Source organism: Streptomyces davaonensis JCM 4913, assembly GCF_000349325.1.
Classification (GTDB): Bacteria; Actinomycetota; Actinomycetes; order Streptomycetales; family Streptomycetaceae; genus Streptomyces; species Streptomyces davaonensis.
This window is the reverse complement of record NC_020504.1, coordinates 6598544-6623327: the sequence shown is the minus strand read 5'-3', so window position 1 is coordinate 6623327 and position 24784 is coordinate 6598544. Positions and strand designations below refer to the sequence as shown.

The window sequence follows — 24784 nt, the reverse complement described above, 5'->3', positions numbered from 1 at the left end:
CCGTTGAGCTCTTATGGCGAACCCGACCACCGCACCGTGCCCCCGCCCCCGCCGAACCCGCCCACCCCTCCCGGGTCCGGTGGGCAGCCCGCCTGGGCCTGGTGGGTGATCGGGATCGTGATTCCGGCGATCGGCATCGCGGTGACCCTCTTCTCCATCAACGACCGGGACTCCGACGATTCGAGTACCGACAACAGTGCGGCGCAGAGCCAGAACCCCCCAGCCACAACCGGCGCGCAGGCTTCGGGTACTCCGGCCGACAACGGCGGCGAGGAGGAGGCCGCGCCCTCCAAGCCGGTCTTCGGGCCCGCCGACTTCTCCGCACGCGCCGCCTACGGGGACGCCGGATTCCTGGAGTTCGACACCGTTCCTCTCCAGGAGTTCGGCCAGAGCACCGACGGCACCGATCTCGCGCTCGACGCCACCGCCGTCGAACCGGTCGACGCCGAGGGCACCGTCGGGCCGTTGCCCGCGGGGAGCGGCGAGGCCACCGAGGCCGAGTGCAAGGACGCCATTCAGAAGAACAGCGTGAGCGAGGTCGACCTCACTCCCGGCACCCGCTTCTGCCTTCAGACCGGCGAGGGGCGCACCGCTTCCCTGCGGGTGCTGAGCGCTCCGGTCGAGGGCGAAGGAAACGTCCGCTTCAAGGTGACCGTCTGGGATCTGCCGCAGTAGGGCCGCCGCACAGCGACACGGAAACCCTTCGCGCGCCATCCGAAGGGGCGGTACGGCTACTGACCGCTCCCCGAGATCCCCAGGCGGCCCCGCAACCGCTGTGCCCTGAGCACCAGTTCCAGCTCGAAGCGGCGGTCGGGGTCGTCGATCTCGTCGCCCCACAGTTCGCGGATCTGGCGGAGGCGGTAGCGGACGGTCTGGGGGTGGACGCCCAGCCGGGCCGCCACCTCCGGGGCGCCGCCTCTCGTTTCCAGCCAGGCCAGCAGGGTCTCGGCGAGGCGGCGGCCGTGGGTGGGGCCGCAGTGGGCCAGCGGGGCGAGGCAGCGTACGGCCAAGTCGTCGATCAGTTCCTCCGGTTGGAGGAGGACCAGCGCCTCGGTGTGCTCGGTGCAGTACAGGACCTCGCCCGTCGGGAGCAGGCCGCGGTTCATCAGGCGTACCGCCGCCTCCGCCCAGCGCAGTGACTTCGCCGCCTCGGCGAGCGGTACCGGGGGGCCGATCGCGCCGGACCAGCCGGTCAGGGCCCGGTGCAGGAGTTCCGAGCGGCCGGCCGCGTCGGGGTCGGGGACGACCATGCGGGGCTGTTCGTATTCGAGGTCCAGGAGCACGCCCTGGCCCACCGCCGGTGCCACCGCCTCCCGTGCCGGGCGCAGCAGGACGCCGACGGCGACCTTTCCGGGCAGTGGCCAGCCGATGCGGGCGGCCCGCTCGGTGAGGGCCTCGGCCGGGTCGCCCCGGTGGTGCTCGACCAGGAGGAGTTCCATCAGGCGGCTCTGGAGGCGCAGTCGCTCCCCGGCCTGGCGGGCCGCCGCTTCGGCGTAGCCGCGTACCGACTGGTCGACCAGGCCGTCCAGGTATTCGTAGCCCGCGTCCACCAGTTCGTACATCGCGGGGGGCGGTATCTCCACGCGCTGGCCGATGTCGGCGAAACGGCGCCAGGCCAGCCGTACGCCCATGCGGTAGATCGCCTGGAGGGAGTCCAGGCTGCGGCCGTTGTAGCCCTCGCCGCGGCCGAAGTCCTGGAAGACCCCGGGAGGCACCCTCGGGCGGCCCTCGGCGGTCTCCAGGTGCTGGACGAAGACCTCGATGGCGCGGCGGATGCCGACCAGGGCCATCGGTTCGCCGGACTCGTCGAGGACCACGGGCAGGTGGGGGTACTCGCGTCGGATCTCGGTCATGATCTCTTCGGCGAGTGCCGGAGCCTCGGCCATGGCGATGGCCGCGAACCGGCGCACCTGGAGGCGTGGGACGTCGTGCCAGGCCGAGTGGGCCGAGACGGCGTCGGTGCGGGTCACGTCGGTGCGGGCGGCAGGCGGCACGACTCAGCTCCCCTGACCGGCTTGTTCGTAGGTGATCAAGGGGTTGTTCGGCTGGTCGGGGGTGGCCTCCAGCAGGGCGACCACGCCGAGTGCGGCACCGACCGCCAGGGCGGCGGCGAGCGCGACGGTCAGCGCGGCGGCGAGCAGTCTGGACATCGCAGGGTCAGCCTCTCTGTACACCTCGGTACAACTGCTGTGCGGTCAAGCCCCACCCGGGCTGTCCGTCCCTGCCTGTCGCAGCCCCAGTGTCAACATGACATTGACAGCACGTCAAGGGGTGCCTATGGTTCCCGGCCCATACGGGTGCCGTGCGCCGAACCGTGCCGCACCCCCTCTCCGCACGCGCACCTTTCCCCTCGGCGCGGCCGCCCCCCACGTCGCGTCGTCCCGAGCCTCTGGAGTGCCCGGATGCGCCGTACAGCCTCACCGTTTTCGCTGATCGTGCTGGGTTTCGGCACGTTCCTGCTGGTCCTGGCGCCGATGCTCGCCTGGTATGTGGAGCCACGGGCCGCCGTGAACCCGATCGACATCGACACCACCGCCGTCTACAAGGGCACGGGCAGTGTCTTCGACACCGACAAGATCGCGACCGTGCCCGATCAGACGATCACCGTCACTCAGCGAGTGCGCGGAAATGTCGCGGAGAGTGAGGACAGCGGGAACGCCGTCTGGGATGTGATCACGACGGTCGACACCGACAAGTCGCTGCCCGCCGAAGATCCGCACGACGCGCTGGACTACGTCCCGCACCGCTGGGTGATGGACCGGGAGAGCACCAGGCCGGTGCACTGCTGCGAGGAGAAGCCCTACATCGAGGGCGAGGCCTATCTGAAGTTTCCCTTCGATGTGCAGAAGCGGGACTACCGCTGGTGGGACAACACCCTCCGCGGGGTGATCACAATGCGTTACCAGGACACCAAGAAGATCCAGGGGTACACCGGCTACCGGTTCACCGCGACCGTGCCGGCCACGAAGACCGGAACCCGACTGGTGCCGGGGCGGCTCGTCGGCCTTGAGGACACCCCGCAGGTGCTGGCCGAGGAGTGGTACGCCAACCACGGCCTCGAGCTGGTGGTCGACCAGGCCACGGGCCGGGTGCTGTACGCACAGACCGGGCCGCGCCGCACCCTGCGCGCGCCCGGCGCCGACAAGGACGCGGCGGTCCTGCTGGACAGCCGGAAGATTGCGTTCACCACCGCAACGCAGAAGGAAGCGGTGGACCAGGCGGAGCAGGACAGCGGACAGCTGCGACTGGTGGGACGGACGTTGCCCATCGGGGCGGGTGTGATCGGTTTCGTCCTGGTAGTGACCGGGATCGTTTTGGTGGTACGCGGGAGGCAGCGTCCCGGTTCATCCGAGTTGCCCCAGCCTTCTCTCACGATGTGACATTACGTCAGCTCTAACAAAGCCGAAAATTGTCATCCAGGTGAGTAGCCGTAGCGAACGGCTCGGCGAAAACTGTCCACCCCACCCGAGCACAACCCGTCCACAGTCCGCACGCAGGAAGCTCCCGGTTCCCCCACAGAAACCCTCATCCCGTGACAGCCGTAATCAATCGGCGCACTCTTCCCCCACGCTGAGTTCCCGCACCCCGAGACATGTTGGAGCGCACATGCCCCAGCACGTGCCGTCCCCGCTGCGAACCCCGGTCCCCACGGTGGCCCAGCAGCCCCCGGCGCTCCCCCCACAACCGCGCCGAATCGTTTTCCTCGCCCACCGCGACCTGGGGAACCAGGCCGCCGGCGGGTCCGAACTGCTCGTGGACCGTCTGGCCGACGGGCTGACCCACCTCGGCCACCAGGTCACCCTTCTCTGCGGCGGGCCCGCGGCCTACCGCGACTACCGGGTCGTGTCCGCGGGCGGCGCCTACGGCCACTATCTCCGAGCCCGGTCCGCCTTCGCCCGCCAGGTCGGGGAGACCGATCTGCTGGTCGAGGTCTGCAACGGGATGCCGTATCTGGCACCCCTGTGGCACCGCGGTCCCACGCTGTGCCTGGTGAACCATGTACACACCGATCTGTGGAAGATGCGGTTCGGGGGCCCCTTGGCCCCGGCTGCCCGCATCGGACGAAGACTTGAGCACTGGGCACTGACCGGAGTGCAACAGCGGAGCCTGTTGGTCGCCGTCTCCCCGTCCACGGCGCATGCGCTGCGCGCGCTCGGCGTCGAGCGGGAACGAATACGCGTCGTCCACAACGGTGTGGAGGAGCCGGGTCCGCGCGCGGACCGGTCCGCCGAGCCGCTGTTCGTGGCGGTGGGGCGACTCGTCGAATACAAACGGATCGAGCTGTTGCTACGGCTGTGGGAGCGGGTGCGGCCGGTCACCGGCGGCCGGCTCCTCATCGTGGGGGACGGTCCCGAGCGAGCCCGGCTCGAACAACTCGCCGGTCCTGGTGTGGAGTTCACCGGGCATGTGAGTGAGGCCGAGAAGCATCGGCTGCTGTGTGCGGCGTGGCTGTTGCTGCATCCCTCCGCTGTTGAAGGGTGGGGGCTCGTGGTGACCGAGGCCGCAGCTCGGGAGACTCCGGCGATTGCCTTTGATGTGCCGGGGCTTCGGGATTCCGTGATCGACGGGGAGACCGGGGTGCTTGCTTCCGGTGAGTCCTCGTTCGCTGCGGCGTGGTGCACGCTTGCGCTTTCCGGGCATCGGCGGGAGCTGATGGGGAAGGCGGCGCGGGATCATGCGGCGGGGTATCGCTGGGATCGCACGGTGAAGCAGTTCCGGGCCGTCGCGGCTGAGGCGGTGCGAGGTTGGTCTTCGTGAGCCGGGTGCGGCGCCGTCGTGGTTCTTCGCGCAGTTCCCCGCGCCCCTACGACAGTGACCCCTCGTTTCGCAGGTCACTGGTACTTTTCCGGGCCTTTATGAAGGAGCAGGACGACCCTGAGTCCTGCTACTCCCTTCTCGCCCGTGACGCTGTCGATCAAGTCGAGGCCTACGACGGGAAAGTCTCCGGCCGTACCGTCGTCGACGTCGGTGGCGGAAGTGGCTACTTCACCGAGGAGTTTCGGCGGCGCGGGGCGCATGCGTATCTCTTCGAACCCGATCTCGGTGAGCTCGGGACCAAGCCGCCCGAGGGCAGTGTCGTTGCCGACGGGTATCTGCTGCCCCTGTCCGACGGGGTCGCCGATGTCACGTTCTCCTCCAATGTGCTGGAGCACGTGGCCGATCCGCAGACCTTTCTCAGTGAGCTGGTCCGGGTGACCCGGCCCGGCGGGCTGATCTATGTGTCGTTCACCAACTGGCTGTCGCCGTGGGGCGGGCACGAATGGGCCCCCTGGCACTACCTGGGTGCCGAGCGGGCCCGTGCCCGCTACCGGCGCCGTACCGGAAGGCCCGCCAAGCACACCCTCGGCGAGAACCTGTTCGCCGTGCACATCGGGCCCACCTTGCGGCAGGTCCGCGCCCGCGACGACGTCACGGTCGTCTCGGCGCGCTCCCGCTACTGGCCCTTCCTCGCGGAGACGGTCGTCAAGGCGCCCGGCATCCGTGAGGTCGCCACCTGGAATCTCCTCCTCATTCTCCGGCGGTGTCCCCCATGACGAGCACGATCCAGGCTCCTCCCCCGGCAGCCGTCCCCACCACCGCGACCATGGCGGGCCCCCCTGAGGGACCGCGGTCGCGGCGCTGGCTGCTGGGGTTCTGGGCCGTGGTGTTCGTGCTCCTCCTCGTGGTGCACCCGGGGCGGCAGACCTTCGACACCAAACTCGGGGTGACCGTCGACCCCGGGCGGTTCCTGGCCGACCTGGGCCAGCTCTGGCAGGACCAGGGCGGCTTCGGCGGTATCTCCGACCAGTACGCCGGCTATCTCTGGCCGATGCTGCCGTTCTACTGGCTGGCCGATGTCGTACGGCTGCCGGTGTGGCTGGCGGAGCGGCTGTGGCTGTCGCTGATCGTGTCCGTCGCCTTCTGGGGCGCCCTGCGGCTGGCCGAAAGGCTGCGCGTGGGCAGCGGCACCTCCCGGCTGCTCGCCGCCGTGGTGTACGCGCTGTGGCCGGTGTTCACCGTCGTCGTCGGCTCCACCTCGGCGGCCGCGCTGCCCGGCGCCGTGCTGCCGTGGGTGCTGCTGCCGCTGGTCGACGAGCGCTACAGCGCCCGGGTCGCCGCGATCCGCTCCGCTCTCATCATCCCGTTCATGGGTGGCGTCAACGCGGCCTCGACGCTGGCCTCGCTGCTCCCGGTCGGGCTGTATCTGCTCTCCCGCCCACCGGGGCCGCGGCGGCGCAAGCTGATCGCCTGGTGGGTGCCCGGAGTGATCCTGGCGACCGCGTGGTGGTGGATCCCGCTGCTGCTGCTCGGCGTCTACGGCGAGAACTTCCTTCCCTACGTGGAGAGTTCGCAGACCACCACCGAGGCCATGGCGGCCACGGAGGCGCTGCGCGGTGGCGGCAACTGGGTGGCCTATCTGCACTTCGGTGAGGCCTGGCTGCCCGCCGGCTGGGCGGTCGCCTCCTCGGTCGTGGTGATCGTCTGCTCGACGCTCGCCGCCGGTCTGGGGCTCGCGGGCCTGGCGCGCCGCGACATGCCCGAGCGGCGGTGGCTGGTGCTGACCGTGCTCACCACGGCACTGGTCCTGCTCGCCGGGTACGGCGGCGCGTTCGGCGCCCCCTTCCACGGGGTGGTGCAGGACTGGCTGGACGGCGGACTCGTCCCCTTCCGCAACATCTACAAGTTCCAGACGGGCCTCGCCCTCGCACTCGTCCTGGGTCTGGCCCATCTGGTCGGCGTGGCGTCCCAGGCCCGCGGCGCCCGTCCGGTGCCGGGCCGCCGGTTCGCGCCGCTGATCGCGGCCGTGCTGGTGCTGCCGGGCCTGATGTGGCCGTACCTCAACGGCTCGATCCTGAACCCGGGTTCGTTCGAGAAGATCCCCGACTACTGGGAGGCCACGGCGGACTGGATGGAGGAGTTCTCCCCCGACGCCCGTGCCCTCGTCGTCCCGGCGACCGCGCACGGCATCTACACCTGGGGCTCCCCCATCGACCAGCCGCTCGACGTGGCCGCCGGCTCCCGCTGGGCCCAGCGCGACTACGTGCCCTTCGGCACCCCCGGCAACCGGCGCGCCATGGACGCCGTACAGCAGGCATTGGTCAGTGGCGCCGAAGTCCCGGGGCTGGCGGACTACTTGAGCCGGGCGGGCGTGTATTACGTCGTCGTCCGCAACGACCTCGACCCCGACCAGGTCGGCAATGTGCCGACCACCATCGTCAAGCGGACGCTCGAACAGTCCGGCTATGAGCGGGTGAAGGGCTACGGGGCAGTGACGACCGGCGGTGTGATCGCCCCCGGCACCCCGCTCCAGGTGGAGGGCCTGTACCCGAGGCAGCGGCCGGTGGAGATCTACCAGCCGCCCGTGGACACGCCGCGGCCGAGGCAGGCGGGGCTGAGCCCGGTCGCCGACACCGCCGCGGTCTCCGGCGGACCCGAGTCGCTGCTGCCGGTCGCGGATCAACTGCGCGGCCGGGCGAGCGTGTTGAGCGGTGACAACCATCCGGGGCTCGGCTCGCCGCCGGTGCAGGTGGTCGGCGACGGACTGCGCCGCGCGGACACCCGGTTCGGGCTGGTCAACGCCAACACCTCGTACACGTACACCAGCGACGAGCGCAACGCGCCGGACGCCACCCAGGACGCGGGCGAGAAACCGCACCAGATCCTGCCGGCCAAGGGCCTGGACCATCAGACGGTGGCCCAACTGCGCGGCGCCCGCTCGGTGTCGGCCTCCTCCTACGGCAGCTGGCTGTTCCATCTGCCGCAGTACGACCCGGTGAACGCCTTCGACGGCAACCCGGACACCGCCTGGACCGAGGGGTCCCTGGGCTCGCCGGACGGGGAGTGGCTGCGGATCGGGTTCACCGACTCCTACGACATGCCCGGCTCCTTCAAGGTGACGCCGCTGCCGCAGGAGGGCGTGCGGTCGGCGCCGACACGGGTGCGGGTGGAGACCGAACAGGGCACCAGGACCAGCTGGTTGGAGCCCAACGGCCGGACGCAGAGCATCAGGGCGCCTGCGGGCGCGACGGACTGGATGAAGCTGACGATCGTCGACTCGGTGGAGCGGCGTGCGGGGCTGACCGGCGCGGGCTTCTCCGAGATCGCCCTGCCGGACGTCCAGGTGACCCGGATGCTGCGGCTGCCCACGGACGCCGAGGACTCCTCGGCCGCCGCCGAGATCATCTCCCTGTCCCGCCCGGCCGACCCGACCGGTCTGTCCGCGACGGGCACCGAGGCGGGGCTGCACCGGAGCTTCACCACGGGCACCTCGGGGACGTACGAGATCGCGGCGAGCGCGGTGCCGGTGCCGGGTGAGGCGCTGGACCGGCTGCTGTACGAGGTGGCGCCGGAGCAGCAGGACCGGATCGTGGCGACCGCGGACTCCACGGCGCGGCTGGGCGCGGGCCTGGCCGCCCGCAACCTCACCGACGGCGACCTGACCACGGCGTGGATCGCGGGCGACCGGCCCACCATCCACTTGAGCTGGGAGGGCAAGCAGCCGATAGGGGAGATCGTCCTTCCGTCGGCCGGCGGCCTGTCGTCCCGCCCCTCCGAGGTGCACATCAGCTCCCCGGACGGTGCGGTCATCGCGGGCGTCGACGAGAACGGCAACGTCCGCTTCCCGCCGATCACCACGGACCGCCTCGACATCACGATCACCGAGACGGCCCCGCTGACCCTGTACAACCCGTTCGCCGACGAGGACATGCAGCTCCCGGTGGGCCTGACGGAGGCCTACATCCCGGCACTCGACCGCTACCGCACCCCGAAGCCGGAGGGCACCCGGTCCTTCTCCCTTCCCTGCGGCAAGGGTCCGGTGCTGGCGATCGACGGCGAGCTGTACGAGACGAGCGTGACGGGCACCGTACGGGACCTGATGGAACGCCGTCCGATGGATGTGGCCCTGTGCCCGGAGACGGGTCTCGACCTCTCGTCCGGGACGCACCGGGTCGAGGCCGGGGACGCCGGTCCGCTCACGGTCTCGGCGGTGACGCTGACCCGCGGCACGGTCTCCGAATCCCCCGCAGCGGGTCGCGAGTTGGGTGTGGAGGACTGGCTGGGCGACCGCCGCGAACTGACGGTCGCCTCGGGCGCGGCTTCGTACCTGACCACCTACGAGAACTTCAACGACGGCTGGCGGGCCGAACTGAACGGCAAGGAGCTGACCCCGGTCCGCCTCGACGGCTGGCAGCAGGGCTGGCGGATCCCGGCCGGGGAGGGCGGCACGGTGAAGCTGTCGTACGAGCCCTCGGTGACGTACGAGGCCGGGCTGATCGGCAGCGGTGTGGCACTCGCGGCCCTGGTGGGCCTGGGCCTGTGGCGCCGCCGCGAACCCAACCCGGACGAGCCGCAGCCGGTACCGCCGCTGCCGGGCCTGTGGCTCGGCACGGTGGCGCTGACGCTGGTCGCGGCCGTGATCGCGGGCTGGTTCGCGCTCCTGGTCCCGGCCCTGGCGCTACTGGCCCGGCGGCGGCATGAACTCCTGGTACCGCTCGCCCTCGTGGCACTCGCGGCAGCGGGTGCGGTGGCGGCGGTGGGCGCCGGCGAGCCGATCCGCGAATCGTCCGGAGCCTTCGGGCATACGGCCCAACTGCTGGCGCTGATCGGGTTGTTCGCGGCGCTGGTGAGTGTGCGGGAGCCGGAAGGGGAGGAGCAGCATGACGGCGCTGCAACACAGACCTGATCGGACACCTTCGCGCATCCCCTTCCCGGTGGTGGACGAGGTGGCCCGCCACTGCCTCCAGGAGGAGGAGCCGGAGACGGTGCACATCGAGGTGCACCTGCCGGGCCGCCTGGACCCGACCCGCCTGCGCACGGCCTTCGTCGAGGCACTGCGCCGACACCCGCGCATCCTGATGCGGGAGGCCCCGGGGCGGTGGTACAGCCTGCGCTACGAATGGGAACTGACCGCCGAACCGGACGTAGAGGTGGTGAGCTTCCCGACCCCGGGGCGGGACGCGCTCCGGGACGCCAGGACGCGCGCGCTGACAGCCGTACCACCTCTGTCGGCATCGCCGCCGGTCCGGGTGGAAGTGGTGGAAGGGGCGGGTCCGGCGGAGGGGAGTGAAGCCACCGACGCCGTGGGTGAGGTGGGTTCTCCTGCCACACCCGAGGGGCCACCCCTGGGGCACAACACCGTCCTCTTCCTCACCATCAACCACACCGCCCTGGACGGCCCCGCCTGCCTCCGCATCCTCGCCACCGCCGCGGAGCTGTACGGCGGGCGGGACAACTCCCCGGCCTCGCCGCCGACCCGAAACCGGACCCCCGAGACCACCCCACCCCCCACCGACACCCCCTCCAACTGGTCCCGCCCCGCCCGCGTGGCCCCCGGCACCCCCGAGCCCTCCCCCGGCAACGGCATGCTCGTGACCGAACTCCCCCTCCCCCACCGCCCCAAGGGCTCGCCGTACACGGTCAACGACCAGCTCATGGTCACCACCGCGCTCACGATCGCCCACTGGAACCGCGAACACGGCGCCCAGCAACGCCCCCTGCGCATCACCATGCCCGTGGACGACCGCCCCAGAGACACCACGATGCCCATAGGCAACGGCACCCGACTGGTCGAAGTCCCGTTCGCACCAGCCGAGTTGAGCACGCACGACATGCCCGCCCTACTCACCCGTACCGCCACCAGAACCCGCGCCCTGAAGTCCCTCCCCCGCCCCCAGCTCGGCAGAGGAGCCGCCCTGCTCACCGCGCCCGTCACCCCCGTCGCCTGGCGGGCAGCCCTCACCCGCGGCCTGCGCAGGGCCGCCGCCCCCTGGACGTCGACGACGCTGCTCAGCAACATCGGCCGCATCCCGTACGCCCTGGACTTCGGCGAGGAGGCGGGCCGCGCGCACGCGGTGTGGTTCTCGGCCCCGGCCCGGATGCCCCGCGGGCTCACGGTGACCACGGCCTCCACCGCGGGCCGCCTGCACCTCGCCCTGCGCTGGTCCAGGGCCCTGCTCAGCCACGGCGACGGCGCCCACCTGCGGGACCTGTTCGAGCACTATCTGCACACCACGGAGGTCCAGCAGTGACCACCACCGCCCCGCCCAGGAACCTGCGCGACTTCTACGAGAACCCCGCCGTCCCCGTCGCCTCCGGCACCCCACGAAGCCTCCGCCAGGCCCGCATGCTGGCGACCGCCCTCGGCACCGCGCACCAGGCCACGATCCTGGACATCGGCTGCGGCGACGGCACCGCGGCGGCCGTGGCCGCACCCCTCCTCAAGGGCCACCGCATCATCGGTGTCGACTGGTCCCAGGACGCCCTGCGCCGCGCCCGCACCCGCCTCGCCTGCCAACCCGTGCGTGGTGAACTCACCGACGGCGGGCTGCCGTTCAGGTCCGAGTCGGTCGACGCGGTCCTGTTCAGCGAGGTGATCGAGCACCTGGTCGACCCGGACGCGGCGCTCGACGAGATCCGCCGCGTGCTGCGACCGGGCGGCCACCTGATGCTCTCCACCCCGAACCTCGCCGCCTGGTACAACCGCGCCCTTCTCCTGGCGGGCGTCCAGCCGGTGTTCTCCGAGGTCAGCCTGCGCGGCATCCACGGCCGCCCGGGGCGTGAGGTCGTAGGGCATCTGCGGCTCTACACCGCCCGCGCGCTGCGGGAGTTCGTCGCGGCCTCCGGATTCGAGGTCGTACGCCTGGCGGGCGCCCCCTTCCACGGCGTACCGCGCCCCTTGCGCCCCCTCGACCGACTGGCCTGCTCCAGACCCCCGCTCGCCTCGATCCTCCTCCTGCACGCCCAGAAGACGCCCGCACGCAAGACCTAGGAAGGGGACGCAGACCATGTGGTGGGGAGTGGCCGCGGCCCTGTTGGCGAACGTCCTGTACAGCACCGGATTCGTCCTGGAGAAACGCGCGCTGGCCACCCTGCCGGAGGTGTCGATCCGGCGGCCCGCCCGGCTGCTGCGGCTGGTCCTGGGCAGCCCGCTGTGGATCGGCGGCTCCCTGGCGCTCGCCGCCGGGTTCGCGGCCCAGCTCGCCGTCTACCGCACCCTGCCGATCGCCGCCGCCCAGGGCCTGTTCGTCTCCGGCCTGGTGCTGCTCGTGCTGCTCTCCGCCCGGCTGCTGGGCGAGGAGACCAGCGGCCGGGAGCGATACGCACTCGCCGCGATCCTCGCCGCGCTGCTGATGGTCGTGCTGTCGCTGCGGGAGGGTTCGGAGAACGTCAGCCAGGACGCGCCGTACCCGCTGATCCTGCTGGTGTGCGTGCCGTCGCTGGCGGCCGGGGTGTGGCTGTACAACTCCGCCGAGCGGCGCACCCGGCACCGGCACCGGCTGCCGACCACGGGCGTGGAGTACGGCGTGGCGGTGGGCCTGCTGTACGGGGTCAGCTCGCTGGCCATCAAGGGGGTGTCGAGCCGGCTCACCGCCGACGGCTGGGGCGGCGCGCTGGTCGGGCTGCTGCGCTCGCCGTACCCCTATCTCCTGCTGTTCACCGGCGCGTTCGGCCTGGTGATGTCGCAGGCCGCGCTCCAGCGCTGCCGCGCCTCGCTGATCGTGCCGGTGTGCACGACCGTGACCTGTCTGTACACGGCGGTGCTCGGCACGCTCGCGTTCGGCGAGGCGCTGCCGGAGGACCCGGTGCGGCTCACGCTGCGCGTCGCGGGCATCGCGCTCGCCATCGCCGTACTGCTGTCCATGCCCCGGCACGACCAGCCGGCCCGAACCCGACCTCCCGTCCCCACCAAGGAGTTGACGCCACCATGAACGCCGACGACCCGCTCCTGAAGATCCTGGCGTGCCCGCTCGACAAGGGCCCGCTGCACCTGCTCCCGCCGGACGGTCCCGCCGATCCGGACGAGGCGCTGTACAACCCGAGACTGCGCCGCCGCTACCCGATCCTCGACGGCATCCCGCAACTGCTGCCGTCCTCCGGGGAGCAGGTCGGCGACGACGAACACGAGGCGCTCCTCAAGCGGATGGTGCCATGACGACGCCCCCGACCCTGGCGGCCCGGATCGCCTCCCACCTGCCGGTGCGGCTGGTCGCCGCGACCGCGCGGGCCGTGTACCCGCGTTTCGAGCCCGAGCTGGCCCGGCTCGGCGAGCTGTGCCCGCCGTCCTGCGGCACGGCCGTGGACGTCGGCGGCTGGTACGGCCCGTGGACGCGCCGGCTGTCGGGGCGCGCCCGTCAGGTGGTGACGGTGGAGCCGGTGCCGCGGCTGGCCCGGCTGCTCGACTCCTGGTCACCGCCGAACGTCCGCGTGGTCCAGGCCGCCGCCTCCGACCGCCCCGGCCCGGCCCGGCTCTGGCTGCCGTCCGGCGACGGCGGCGACCGGGGAGTGTCCTCCCTGGTCCGGCAGGACATCCACGGCCGCGCACTGGACGTCGGCTGCGTGACCTTGGACGAACTCGGGCTGCGGGACGTCGACTTCATCAAGATCGACGTGGACGGCAGCGAACTGGCGGTCCTGCGCGGCGCGACCGGCATCCTGGCCCGCGACCGCCCGGCGCTCTTCGTTGAGTTGGAGACCCGCATCCAGCCGATCACCCCGGTGATCACCTACCTCTCCCTCCTCCGCTACGACGGCTGGGTGCTGCCCGGCGACAGCTGGGTGCCGCTCACCGGGTTCCCGCTCAAGGACCACCAGGCGCGCGCCGAGCACGTCGTCACCCGAGGTCTGCTGCGCCGGGTCCTGCCGGGCGGCGGCCCGCGTTACGTCAACTCGGTGCTGTTCCTGCCGGACGGCCGCCGGCCGGGCGGCCCGGTGCGCGACCATGGACCCCATGCCGACCACCACCCCCTTCGGCCCGCTCCACTTCCAGCTCGTCCTGCTGCGCCGGATGGCCGACCACAACCCCGACCTGGTCGAGGACGCCCGGCATGAACTGGGCGTCTCGGTGGCCGAGATGCGGGAGGCGAACAAGAAGTGGCAGGCGATGATCCGCTCCCCGCGCGCCCGCGCCGCGGCCTCCCGGTACCGCTCGGTCCTCGGCGCACCCGAGTCGGTGGTGCGGCGGAAGGTCGGTGACCTGGAGTGCGAGGCGTGGCTGTGGCCCCTCCCGCTCTGGCCCACCCTGCGCTTCGAGGTGCTGCTGGCCCCGACCGGCGCCGTATGGAACGAATGGCTGGTCCGCGCCCCGGGTGCCGAACCGCCGCCGCTGCGCACCCTGGACGATCTGACGCCCTGGTCCTGCACGGTCGACGAGGCGGCCCGCGCCTTCGCCCCCGTCCGCCCGCTGGAGGGCTCGGCGCCGACCCGGTGGGGTCTGGCCTTCACGGCCCCGGACGCCCGGGGCGCACGGCACGCGTGCGTGGCGGAGTTCTCGTGGGGACTTCTCCAGCGTGTCGCGGTGGATCCGGCGCCCTGAGCTCCCGATCAATAGCCGTACCGACACGGACACTTCCGATCCCCTTTCCCCACCCCTCTCCCGGAACCCGTCCCCGGTGCGAACATCGCCGATCATCCGGGAGGGCCCGTGCCGCCTGTGCCTAATGTCACCGTATGGAGCATCCGGAGCGGACCGAGCGGACTGTCCCCGTCGAGCGGCTGCAACTGGGCGATCACGCCCTCATGGAGGCGGGCGACGGCGAGTCGTCGTGGGCGGTGTTCACCGCCTACACCCGCACCAGCCTCGCCCGCCGGGAGAAGGTCCTGCTGGTCATCGACCCGGACGACCTCCAGGACGACGAGGTCGTCGCCCTCCTCGACCAGTCCGGCACCGGCGCCTCGGCGGCACGGGCGAGCGGGCAGCTGGCGCTGAAGCGGACCCCGCAGATGTATCTGCCGGACGGCCGCTTCCGCAAGGAACGCACGATCGAGCTGTACCGGGCCGAGGTCGAGCGCGCCCACGAGGAGGGCTGGGCAGGGCTGCGGGTCGCCGCGGACATGGGCTGGGCCCCGCGGGCGGGCCTCGCCGAGGAGGTGCTGCTGGACTACGAGGCGTCGGTGGCCCCGCTCTTCGCGGACCCGCTGTTCACCGCGATCTGCTGGTACGACCGCCAGCGCTTCGGGCGCGGCCTGCTGGACGGCGTGGCCCGGCTCCACCCCCTCCGGGTGGCCGAGACCTCCGGCACCCGCGCCGACTTCGTGGAGACCTTGCGCGAGGCGGTCGCCGCCCGCCAGGACACCTCCCGCCCCACCCGCATCACCCTCGACCTGCGCGACCTCTGCTTCATGGAGGCCCACTGCGCCTGGCAGCTCATCAGCCTCGCCGGTTCCCTGCCACGGGGCAGCGAGGTCACCGTGCACTGCGGGGAACTGCTGGCGCTGGTGCTGCGGCAGCTGGGGGCGGACAACGCTCCGCAGCTGGTGCTGGACGTGTTGGCGGAGGAGGGGGCGGCCGGCTGAGGCGCTCAGTCCGTCGCCGCCTCCACCACATCCGCCACCACACAACTGACGTTGTCCGGCCCGCCCGCCTCGTTCGCCGCGTCGATCAGGGTGCGTACGGCGGTGTCCGGGTCCGGGGCGGTGGACAGGACGTGCCGGATCCGGGCGTCGGGGACCACCGTGGGCAGGCCGTCGGAGCAGAGGAGGTAGCGGTCGCCGGGGTGGGCGTCCTGGAGGTGCAGGTCCGGGGTGTTCGAGGTGGTCGGGGACAGGGACTTCAGCAGCAGGGCGCGCTGGGGGTGGGTCGTGGCCTCCTCCGGGGTCAGCCGGCCCTCGTCGATCAGGGACTGGACCACCGTGTGGTCGTGGGTGATGCGGAACAAGTCGCCGTCGCGCAGGAGGTAGGCGCGGGAGTCGCCGATGTGGACCAGGGCCAGTCGGGAGCCCGTCCTGAGCAGCGCCGTCAGGGTGGTGCCGGTCTCCTCCGCCATTCCCTGCGCGGCCTGCCCGGTCGCCTCCGCCAGGAGGTTCAGGACGTTCCCGGCCGACAGCTCCTCGCTCTCCAGACGGCGCAGGGCCGCCACCGCGGCGCTGCTCGCCGGGCCGCCCTCGGGCCCGTATCCGTCGGCCACCGCGAGCAGCCGGGTGCCCGCGTAGGCCGTGTCCTGGTTGGCGGCGCGGACCAGGCCGCGGTCCGAGCGGGCCGAGTGACGCAGTTCCAGCATGGTGATGTCCTCTCTCGACGTGGTCGTCAGCCGGTCGATCAGGAAGGCGGCCAGGTCCCGCCGTACGGCCGTCTCGGCCTCCACGCCCGCCCAGTACGCCCGGATCTCCCGGGCCGCCGCCTGCGGGGGCAGTGCGCCGACCTCCCGGATCCGGGCCAGCGGCATGCCGATGCGGCGCAGCCACGCCATCAGGCGGGCCTGTTCGAGCTGGGCGGGCGCGTAGTAGCGGTAGCCCGTTTCGGGGTCCACGCGCGCGGGGCGCAGCAGGCCGAGTTCGTCGTACAGGCGCAGGGCCTTGGGCGAGAGCCGGCAGGCCCGTGCGAAGGCGCCGATCGTCAGCATGCCCGCCATGGGCACCTCCCGTGTTCCGGTCCCTCGATGCTGGGGCTTCACCGAGGGGGAAGGTCAATTCGGTTGCCGCGGTTGCGTGGGGCGTGATTAGCCTGCGGACGGTCCGTTCCCCGACTCTGGAGCCCGCCGTGCCCCGAATTGCCCTGGTCACCTACGATCCCCTGCCCGAGCCGAGCCATGACCGCGATCTGCCGGTGCTGCGGGAGGCGCTGGCGGCGGCCGGGGCCGGGGCGGACGTCGTGCACTGGGACGACGACACCGTCGACTGGGCCGCCTACGATCTCGCGCTGATCCGGTCGACCTGGGACTACAGCTGGCGCACCGCCGAGTTCGTGGCGTGGGCCGAGCGGTGCGGCAAGGTCACGCGGCTGGCGAATCCCGCGGCGATCGTGCGGTGGAACACCGACAAGCGGTATCTGGGGGAGCTGGGCGAGGTGGGCGTGCCCGTCGTCTCCACGCGGTACCTCCCGCCCGGCGCCGCCCCGGACCTCCCCGACGAGCACGAGTACGTGATCAAGCCCACCTCCGGCGCCGGTGCGCGTTACGCCGCCCGCTACACGCCCGACCGGCACGAGGCGGCCGTACGGCATCTGGCGCGGATGCACGACGAGGGGTTCACCGCGATGGTGCAGCCCTATGTGCGCAGTATCGACACCCGGGGTGAGCGGGCGCTCCAGTTCTTCGGCGGGCGGCTGCTGCACGCCAGCCGCAAGCAGGCCGTGCTGGCGCCCGGTGCGGCCTTCGACGCGCAGAAGGTGGCCCATCCCGGTCTGGAGCCGTGGACGGCGACCGAGGCCGAACTCGCCGTCGCCGAGCGCGCGCTGGCCGCCGTACCGGACGCGCACGGGCTGCTGTACGCGCGCGTGGATCTCGTCGACGGGGAGGACGGGGAGCCGCGGGTGATGGAGCTGGAGCTGGTCGAGCCGAATCTGTTCCTGTTCCTGCATCCCGGGTCGGTCGAGCGGGTGGTGGCGGCCGTGCTGGCGGAGGCGGAGCTCGGCCGCGGTCGCTCGTAAAGGCGGGAAATCCGGGAACCTGACGTTCCGTCGGGATCTTGTGCTTACCCTGGGTCGGTGGGCGAATCCCATGCGCGGCGCGCCTCCGGCTTCCCGGCGGAGCTGACCAGTTTTGTGGGGCGGCGGGACGAGTCGGCGGACGTCAGAAGGCTGTTGACCGAGGCCCGGCTGGTGACGCTGACCGGTCCGGGCGGGGTCGGGAAGACCCGGCTGGCCTCGCATGTGGCCAAACAGATCGCGCGGACGTTCCTGGACGGCGTGTGGCTGGTGTCGCTGGCCGCGCTCGGCGACGAGGCGTTCGTGCCGCACGCCGTGGCCGACGCCCTCGATGTGCGCAACGAGACGGGGCGGCCGCCGCTGGACGTCCTCGTGGAGCATCTGCGCGGCCGCAACCTGCTGCTCGTCCTGGACAACTGCGAGCATGTGCTGCGCAGTTGTGCCCTGCTCGCGCAGACCCTGCTGGCCGCCACCGAGGGCGTACGGGTGCTGGCGACCAGCCGGCACCGGCTGGGGCTCGCCGGTGAGCAGCTGTACGAGGTGCCGCCGCTGCCCGCGCCCACCCCGGAGGAGCTGGGCCCCTCGGCCGCCGAGCACTTCCCCGCGTTGCGGCTGTTCGCGGACCGGGCGGCGGCCGTGGTGCCCGGGTTCACCGTCGGCGAGGGCAACCAGCACGCGGTCGCCCGGCTGTGCCGTCGGCTCGACGGGCTGCCGCTCGCCATCGAACTGGCCGCGGTACGGGTGCGGGCGCTCGGCGTGGACCAGCTCGTGGCCCGCCTCGACGACCGCTATCAGCTGCTCACCGGCGGCAGCCCCGCCTCCGCGCCCCGGCATCGCACGCTGCGCTCGGCCGTCGACTGGAGCCATGAACTGTGCACCCCGCAGGAGCAGTTGGTGTGGGCGTGGCTGTCGGTGTTCGTCGGCGGCTTCGACCTGGCCGCCGCGGAGGCGGTGTGCGGCGGGGAGGGCCTGGGCGCGACGGACGTGCTGGACGCGGTCGCCGGGCTGGTCGACAAGTCGGTGCTGGTGCGGGAGGAGCGGGGCGGGCAGGTCCGCTACCGGCTGCTGGTCTCGCTGCGGGACTACGGCCTGGAGAAGCTGGAGGACATCGGCGAGGTCACCGTGACCCGGCGGCGGCACCGGGACTACTTCGCACGGCTCGCCGCCGAGTACGAGGCCTCCTGGTTCGGGCCCGACCAGGTCGCCGTGACCGACCGGCTCCGCCTGGACCAGGACGACTTCCGGGCCGCGCTGGACTTCTGCCTCACCACGCCGGGCGAGGCACAGGCCGGGCTGCGGCTGGCCGCGACCCTGTGGTTCCACTGGGTGGCGAGCGGCATCTGGGGCGAGGGCCGGCACTGGCTGGACCGCGCGCTGCGGGCGGGGGCACGACCCGACCCGGCCCTGACCCGCGCCATGTGGGCGGGCGCGCTGATGTCGCTGGTCCACACCCGCTCCGCCGCCGTCCTGACCGGCGCGGACCCCCCGCACACCACCCCGCCCACCGACTCCGAACTACCGATCCCCACCCCGCCCCCGATCCCGCCCCTGCTGGCGAATCCCGCCAAGCCGAGCAATTGGCAGTTCCGGGACGGCGACACGCCGCAGAACCGGCAGAGCGATGTCCACGTGGCCGCCACCACCGTCGCCTTCGTCGTCCTCACCCGGGTCGAGCTCGCCTGCACCCTGGTCAGCCGGGGCCGGGCGGGCGAGGCGATCCCCTTGTGCGCCGAGGCCGTGGCCGTCTGCGAGGCGCACGGCGAACAGTGGGCGCGCGCCTGGGCGTTACGGACCCTGGGCCTCGCGCACTGGTCCCTGGGCGAGTACGACCGGGCCGCGGAGCACGCGCGCGCGTGCCTGCGGCTGCCGTACACCGGACGGCAGCGGCAGAGCCTCGCCCGCACCCTGGACCTGCTCGCCGCGGCCGAGGCGCTCGCCGGGCGGGCCGAACAGGCGGCCGTGCTGCGGGGCGCGGTGGACCGCATCTGGCGCGACATCGGCGGCGACCCGACGGAGACGCAGGTCCAGGGCGCGGGCGAGCGGCACGCCCGGAGCGCGCTGAGCGATCCCGCGTACGGCAGGGCCTACCGGCGGGGTGGCGCGCTCGCCCGCAACGACGTCATCGCCTACGCGCTCGGCGAGCTGCGCCGCCCGACGTCCGGCACGGCCACCGCCCCGGACACCCGGCCGCTGACCCGGCGGGAGGCCGAGGTGGCGGCGCTGGTCGCCCGCGGTCTGACCAACCGGCAGATCGCCGAGTCCCTGGTCATCGCCCAGCGGACGGCTGAGGGACATGTCGAGCGGATCCTGGTGAAGCTGGGGTTCAGCAAACGCAGCCAGCTGGCCGCCTGGTTCACGGCACGGGCCGGGGAGGGGTGAGGGCCGGGACAGGGTGAGGTGCGGGACAGGGGCTGGGTGAGAAGGGGCACAGGACGGCTCGGCAGGGCGCAATCTCCCGCCCTGAGCCCGTGGACCGGGGCATCGTGGTGGCGTGATGGTGCCGCACGCCGACTGCTAAGGAGATACGACGCGTGTCCTCTCTCTTCCCGGCCCTGGCCGACGGTCCGCCCGAGCGCATCGCGCTGCGGTTCGGCGAGCGGTCCCTGACGTACGCGCGGCTCGCCGCCGCGACCGGCGCCCTCGCGGACCGGATCGCCGGGCACCGACGGGTCGCCGTCTGGGCGACTGCGGAGCTGGAGACCGCCGTGGCGGTGGTGGCGGCGCTGGAGGCGGGGATCGCCGCCGTTCCGCTCAACCCGAAGTCCGGGGAGAAGGAACTCGGGCACATCCTGTCCGACAGCGCGCCCGGCCTCGTACTCGCCGCCCCGGGTGACGAACTCCCGGACGCGCTCAAGGACTTGGAGCGGGTGGACGTCGACGTCCGGGCCACCGGCGCACACCGCCCGACCGAGACCTCCGACGAGGACCCCGCCCTCGTCGTCTACACCTCCGGCACCACCGGACCCCCCAAGGGCGCCGTCCTCCCCCGCCGGGCCGTCGCCCGCACCCTCGACGCGCTCGCCGACGCCTGGCAGTGGACCGGCGACGACGTCCTGGTGCACGGGCTGCCCCTGTTCCATGTGCACGGGCTGGTCCTCGGCATCCTCGGGCCGCTGCGGCGCGGCGGATCCGTGCGCCACCTCGGCCGGTTCAGCCCGGAGGGCGTGGCACGGGAGCTGGGCGACGGCGCGACCATGCTGTTCGGCGTGCCGACGATGTACCACCGCCTCGCCCAGGCGCTCCCCGAGGACCCGCAGCTCGCGCGGGCGATGGGCTCGGCGCGGCTGCTGGTCTCCGGTTCGGCCGCACTGCCCGTGCACGACCACGAGCGGATCGCCGAGGCCACCGGGCGGCGGGTGATCGAGCGGTACGGCATGACCGAGACACTGATGAACACCAGCATCCGCGCGGACGGCGAGGCCCGCCCCGGCACCGTCGGCGTGCCGCTGCCGGGCGTGGAACTGCGGCTGGTGGAGGAGGACGGGACGCCGATCGCGGCGTACGACGGGGAGACGGTGGGCGAGATCCAGGTGCGCGGGCCGAACCTGTTCACCGAGTACCTCAACCGGCCGGACGCCACGCGCGACGCGTTCACCGCGGACGGCTGGTTCCGCACCGGGGACATGGCGGTGCGCGACCCCGACGGGTACGTCCGCATCGTGGGCCGCAAGGCCACCGACCTGATCAAGAGCGGCGGTTACAAGATCGGCGCCGGGGAGATCGAGAACGCGCTGCTGGAACATCCGGGGGTGCGGGAGGCCGCGGTGACCGGGGAGCCAGACGCGGATCTGGGTGAGCGGATCGTGGCGTGGGTGGTCCCAGCGGACCCCGAAAAGCCGCCCACCGTCGAGGAGTTGGCCGATCACGTGGCCCGGCGGCTCGCCCCGCACAAGCGGCCCCGGGTCGTGCACCATCTGGACGCGCTGCCCCGCAACGACATGGGGAAGATCATGAAGAGAGCGCTGAGCCATGGCTGACCGCCTGCACGCGCGGGAGGTCATCGCGCTGGTCGCCGATGATGCGTCCTTCGTCGAACTCCCGCACCCGGAACGGGACTCCGCGCCGGACGGACCGCTCGGCTGGCGGGGCTACGACGGCTCCCGGCTGCGTGCCTCGGAGCGCACCGGCGAGGAGGAGTCCGTGGTCTGCGGCACCGCCCTGGTCGGCGGGACCCGGGCGGTGCTGATCGCGTTCGAGTTCGGCTTCCTCGGCGGCTCGCTCGGTGAACGCACCGGCGACCGTCTGGAGGCGGCCTACGCCCACGCCCGCGCCTACCGGCTGCCCGTCGTGCCGCTGGTCGCCACCGGCGGCAGCCGGATGCAGGAGGGCATGCTGGCGCTGACCCAACTCCAGCGCGTGGCACGGCAGTCGGTGCTGACCCGGGAGGCGGGTCTGGCGCAGATCGCGGTGGTGCGGGACCCGACGACCGGCGGCGGCTGGGCCACGCTGGGCGCGGGGGCCGACGTGGTGCTGGCGCTGCCCGGGGCGCAGGTCGGTTTCGCCGGGTCCCGGGTCCGGCCCGCGGACGCGGACCCGGCGGCCTACACGGCCGAGGCACAGGTGGCGGCGGGGGCCGCCGACGCGCTCGTCCCGCCGGAGGAGCTGCGGGCGGCGCTGAGCCGCTGGCTGCGCCTGCTGACGGCGACCTCGAAGGCCCCGGCACCGGTACCGGCGGCCCTCGGCGCCGCCGGGCTCCCGGCGACGGGCTGGGACGCGGTACGGCGGGCCCGCGCAGCGGAACGACCGCGCGCCGCAAGCTACTTGGACGCCTACTTCACTGATCGCGTCGCCATCTGCGGCGACCGGGTGGGCGGCACCGACCCGGACGGCATGCTGTGCGGCTTCGGCACGCACGAGGGCCGTACGGTCGCCTACGCGGCGCAGACCGGGACGGCGACCCGGCCCGCCGGTTACCGCACGGCCGCCCGGCTGATCCGGCTCGCGGACCGGCTGGGCATCCCGGTGCTGACCCTGGTGGACACCCCGGGCGCCGCCAATGACGCGGCGGCTGAGCGGCAGGCCGCGGGCGGGGCCATCGCGGACCTGTTCACGGCGGTGGCCGCGGCCCGCACCCCGGTCACCACGCTGGTGATCGGCGAGGGCGGCTCCGGCGGCGCCCTCGCGCTCGCCGCGCCGGGCAACACCTGGGCCGCACCGGACAGTTACTTCTCGGTGATCGCGCCGGAGCTGGCGGCGGCGATCCTGAAGCGCCCGGCTGCGGAGGTGGAGCCGACGGCGGATCAACTCCGTATTCGGCCACAGGATTTGGTGGAGCTGGGGGTGGTGCGCGGCATCGCGTCGGCCTGAACGGCCGGGACCGGGCGACATTCCGAGCACGGTCCGTAACAATGGAGTCCATCGGGACCGCACAGAGCACACGGGGGAGCGAGCCGCGCCATGGACGGGCTGATGGAGTTCAAGACCGCTGACGGCGCCGTCGTGGTGGTGGAGGGGGTCGAGGACGAGTCGGGGGCCCGGCTGGTCGCGCGGGAGGACGGTCCGGTGCGGGCGGCCCGGACCTTCGAGGGCGCGCTGGAAGGCGTCCGCGCGGCGGCCGAGTCGGCGCTGCGGGTCTTCCGGGACGGCTCGCTGCGACCCGACTCGGTGGAGCTGGAGTTCGGAGTGAAGCTCACCGCGGAGTCCGGCGCGGTCATCGCCAAGGGTGCCGTGGAGGGGCATCTGGTGGTCAAGCTGAGCTGGTCGCCGGGGCAGTCCGGTGGCCCGGCTCCGGAGGCCGCCGCGCGGTCATGAACGGCACTGCCTGGCACGCCCGCGTCGAGTGCGGCACCGAGGTGGGCGCGGGCTTCCTGGTCTCCGGCCGCCATGTGCTGACCTGCGCCCATGTGGTGCGCCGGCGGGACCTGGCGCCGGTCGTCGTCAGCTTCCCGGGCCGCCGGGAGCTGACCGGGATACCGGCGACCGTCGCCGTGCACGGCGGCTGGCAGGGCCGACCCACCGACCCCGGCGACCTCGCCGTACTGGAACTCGACCGCGAAGTGCCCCTCGCCCCGGCCGAGTTCGCCTCGCCCGGCGATGAGGGGGAGCACGCGGAGCTGATCGCCTACGGCTTCCCCAAGGGGTACGACGAGGGGATGCTCGCCTCCTATCGGGCGCTGCCGGGGCCGCTGATCTCCGGCGAGTGGGCGCAGTTGGAGGCCCTCACCGCGCACGGGCAGCCGCTGGCGGCGGGGTTCAGCGGGGCGGCGGTGACCCTGGCGGACGGCCGGGTGGTCGGGATGGTGTCGGCCGTCGCGGGCGGCCGGGACACACGGGTCGGGCGGATGCTGCCGACCCAGGTCCTGGTGCGCTACTGGCCCGAGCTGTGCGAGCGGATCCCCGACTCCGACCACCGCCCCGAGGCGCTGCGCCGGCTGTACGCGCTGGTGGAGCGGGCGGTCGCCGAAGGACTCGACTGCGCCCCGGACGGGCTGTACCTGGATGCCGTGGGGCGGTTCGGGCCGCCGCTGCCCAAGGGCGGCTTCGCCTCGCTGAGCGCGGCGGCCGGGTATGTGCAGTGGGAGGTGCCCGACGCCGTGACCGCGTTCGGCGACCGGCTGCGGGAGCTGCTGGAGGCCGCCGGTGCCCCGCCCGCGCCGCCCGCCGCCGCGCCCGCCTGGTCGCCGATCCTCGTCGAGATCGAGCACAGCGGCGCCGGTGCCGACCAGGTCACCGTGGAGGTCTCCGCCTACCGCGACGGCCACCGGCGGCGCGTGGACTCCCGGCGGCTGCCGCGCTCGGCCGTACGGGAGTACGTCCAGCGGCGCGTCGACGAGGCCTTCGAGCAGCTCGCCCCGGACGCGGAGGAGCTGGTGACGTTCGTGCTGCCGCGCGAGTGGCTGAACGAGCCGGTGGCGCACTGGGAGTGCGGCCCCGAGGACTCCACCCCGCTGGGCTGCGCGCACCCGCTGGTCGTGGTGGACCGCTCCCGGTACCGCAGCGGACGCCTGCGGCATCAACTGGCCAAGAAGTGGCAGAAGTTGGACGCCCGTACGGCGGCCCGGCTGCACCGCGTCGACTGCGGTGTCCTGGAACGCCCGCCGAGCCTGCGCAAGCGGCTGCGCGACGACGACGCCGACCTGGCCGTCTTCTCCTACCCGTCCACCGCCTCCCGGCCGCACTTCGAGGCCGGACTCAACACCCCCGTCCCGGTGCTGCTGTGGCCGCGCACCGGCTGCACCGACCCCGCCCACCTGGGCCCCTGCCCCGGCACCGACTTCCTCGACGAGCTCACCGCCACCGTGGCCCGCGTGCCTCCCGCTGAACTCCCGCGCCGCGTCATGGAGTTGCGGGAGACCGCGGACGCGGACGACGATCCGGACGGGCACTGGGCGAAGGACGTCCAGCTGCTCTGGGACGATCCGCGCTGCTTCCCCCCGCCCGCCGCCAGCCTGCACTCCCCCGTCGAACTGAACGCGCCTTGAGGATCCAGGAACCCAGGAATCC

At 72.8% G+C, this 24784-nt stretch carries 21 protein-coding genes; 18 read left to right on the top strand and 3 right to left on the bottom strand.

The genetic code is table 11. From position 1 onward, the window contains the following. Positions 1-3 precede the first annotated feature (3 nt). Complete coding sequence (locus BN159_RS42975) at positions 4-675, top strand: hypothetical protein (RefSeq protein WP_015660620.1); 672 nt, start codon at positions 4-6, stop codon at positions 673-675. A gap of 56 nt (positions 676-731) precedes the next feature. Here BN159_RS42975 and BN159_RS29235 read toward each other — a convergent pair whose 3' ends face one another. Together BN159_RS29235 and BN159_RS46290 are read right to left on the bottom strand one after the other, a co-directional pair. Continuing rightward, positions 732-1994 carry a helix-turn-helix domain-containing protein gene (locus BN159_RS29235; RefSeq protein ID WP_015660619.1) on the bottom strand — a complete coding sequence of 421 codons (1263 nt, stop codon included), beginning with the start codon at positions 1992-1994 and terminating at the stop codon, positions 732-734. A 3-nt stretch (positions 1995-1997) separates the two neighbouring features. Continuing rightward, a complete protein-coding gene (locus BN159_RS46290; RefSeq protein WP_015660618.1) occupies positions 1998-2150 on the bottom strand; it encodes a hypothetical protein in 153 nt (50 codons plus the stop codon). Between the two features lie 252 nt (positions 2151-2402). Here BN159_RS46290 and BN159_RS29230 point away from each other — a divergent pair, with 252 nt between their 5' ends. From BN159_RS29230 to BN159_RS29180, 11 genes are all read left to right on the top strand, one after another. Continuing rightward, on the top strand, positions 2403-3380 hold the full coding sequence (locus BN159_RS29230) for a DUF3068 domain-containing protein (RefSeq protein WP_015660617.1): 978 nt from the start codon (positions 2403-2405) through the stop codon (positions 3378-3380). 226 nt (positions 3381-3606) lie between these two features. Further along, positions 3607-4758, top strand: a complete 1152-nt coding sequence (locus tag BN159_RS29225; protein ID WP_015660616.1) for a glycosyltransferase family 4 protein — start codon at positions 3607-3609, stop codon at positions 4756-4758. A gap of 98 nt (positions 4759-4856) precedes the next feature. Next, complete coding sequence (locus BN159_RS29220) at positions 4857-5534, top strand: class I SAM-dependent methyltransferase (RefSeq protein ID WP_015660615.1); 678 nt, start codon at positions 4857-4859, stop codon at positions 5532-5534. After that, positions 5531-9664, top strand: a complete 4134-nt coding sequence (locus BN159_RS29215) for an alpha-(1->3)-arabinofuranosyltransferase domain-containing protein (protein ID WP_015660614.1) — start codon at positions 5531-5533, stop codon at positions 9662-9664. Before BN159_RS29220 ends, BN159_RS29215 begins: the two co-directional genes overlap by 4 nt. Next, positions 9639-11009 (top strand): hypothetical protein, encoded by a 1371-nt coding sequence (locus BN159_RS29210; RefSeq protein WP_015660613.1) that lies wholly within the window; start codon positions 9639-9641, stop codon positions 11007-11009. Before BN159_RS29215 ends, BN159_RS29210 begins: the two co-directional genes overlap by 26 nt. Next, positions 11006-11749, top strand: coding sequence for a class I SAM-dependent methyltransferase (locus BN159_RS29205; protein ID WP_015660612.1), 744 nt, complete (start codon positions 11006-11008; stop codon positions 11747-11749). Before BN159_RS29210 ends, BN159_RS29205 begins: the two co-directional genes overlap by 4 nt. 28 nt (positions 11750-11777) lie before the next feature. Then, entirely contained in the window at positions 11778-12689 is a 912-nt protein-coding gene (locus tag BN159_RS29200; RefSeq protein ID WP_041821998.1) for a hypothetical protein, read from the top strand. Then, positions 12686-12913 (top strand): Trm112 family protein, encoded by a 228-nt coding sequence (locus BN159_RS29195; RefSeq protein ID WP_015660610.1) that lies wholly within the window; start codon positions 12686-12688, stop codon positions 12911-12913. The genes BN159_RS29200 and BN159_RS29195 overlap by 4 nt, the downstream gene beginning before the upstream one ends. Further along, the gene (locus BN159_RS29190; RefSeq protein ID WP_015660609.1) at positions 12910-13809 is read left to right on the top strand and encodes an FkbM family methyltransferase; all 900 of its coding nucleotides are present in this window, start codon (positions 12910-12912) and stop codon (positions 13807-13809) included. The genes BN159_RS29195 and BN159_RS29190 overlap by 4 nt, the downstream gene beginning before the upstream one ends. Further along, positions 13709-14293, top strand: coding sequence for a hypothetical protein (locus BN159_RS29185; protein ID WP_078598897.1), 585 nt, complete (start codon positions 13709-13711; stop codon positions 14291-14293). The genes BN159_RS29190 and BN159_RS29185 overlap by 101 nt, the downstream gene beginning before the upstream one ends. Positions 14294-14427: 134 nt before the next feature. Continuing rightward, positions 14428-15273 carry an MEDS domain-containing protein gene (locus tag BN159_RS29180; RefSeq protein WP_015660607.1) on the top strand — a complete coding sequence of 282 codons (846 nt, stop codon included), beginning with the start codon at positions 14428-14430 and terminating at the stop codon, positions 15271-15273. 5 nt (positions 15274-15278) lie between these two features. On the opposite strand, the gene BN159_RS29175 is transcribed toward BN159_RS29180, so the two are convergent. Continuing rightward, positions 15279-16328: a MerR family transcriptional regulator gene (locus tag BN159_RS29175; protein WP_015660606.1), complete on the bottom strand. Its 1050-nt coding sequence runs from the start codon at positions 16326-16328 to the stop codon at positions 15279-15281. 128 nt (positions 16329-16456) lie between these two features. Here BN159_RS29175 and BN159_RS29170 point away from each other — a divergent pair, with 128 nt between their 5' ends. From BN159_RS29170 to BN159_RS29145, 6 genes are all read left to right on the top strand, one after another. Further along, entirely contained in the window at positions 16457-17344 is an 888-nt protein-coding gene (locus BN159_RS29170) for an ATP-grasp domain-containing protein (protein WP_015660605.1), read from the top strand. 57 nt (positions 17345-17401) lie between these two features. Next, the gene (locus tag BN159_RS29165) at positions 17402-19720 is read left to right on the top strand and encodes an ATP-binding protein (RefSeq protein ID WP_015660604.1); all 2319 of its coding nucleotides are present in this window, start codon (positions 17402-17404) and stop codon (positions 19718-19720) included. A gap of 152 nt (positions 19721-19872) precedes the next feature. Further along, a complete protein-coding gene (locus BN159_RS29160) occupies positions 19873-21318 on the top strand; it encodes an acyl-CoA synthetase (RefSeq protein ID WP_015660603.1) in 1446 nt (481 codons plus the stop codon). Continuing rightward, the gene (locus BN159_RS29155; RefSeq protein WP_015660602.1) at positions 21311-22648 is read left to right on the top strand and encodes a carboxyl transferase domain-containing protein; all 1338 of its coding nucleotides are present in this window, start codon (positions 21311-21313) and stop codon (positions 22646-22648) included. Before BN159_RS29160 ends, BN159_RS29155 begins: the two co-directional genes overlap by 8 nt. A gap of 90 nt (positions 22649-22738) precedes the next feature. After that, the gene (locus BN159_RS29150; protein ID WP_015660601.1) at positions 22739-23092 is read left to right on the top strand and encodes a CU044_2847 family protein; all 354 of its coding nucleotides are present in this window, start codon (positions 22739-22741) and stop codon (positions 23090-23092) included. Next, complete coding sequence (locus BN159_RS29145) at positions 23089-24762, top strand: VMAP-C domain-containing protein (RefSeq protein ID WP_015660600.1); 1674 nt, start codon at positions 23089-23091, stop codon at positions 24760-24762. Before BN159_RS29150 ends, BN159_RS29145 begins: the two co-directional genes overlap by 4 nt. Positions 24763-24784 lie beyond the last annotated feature (22 nt).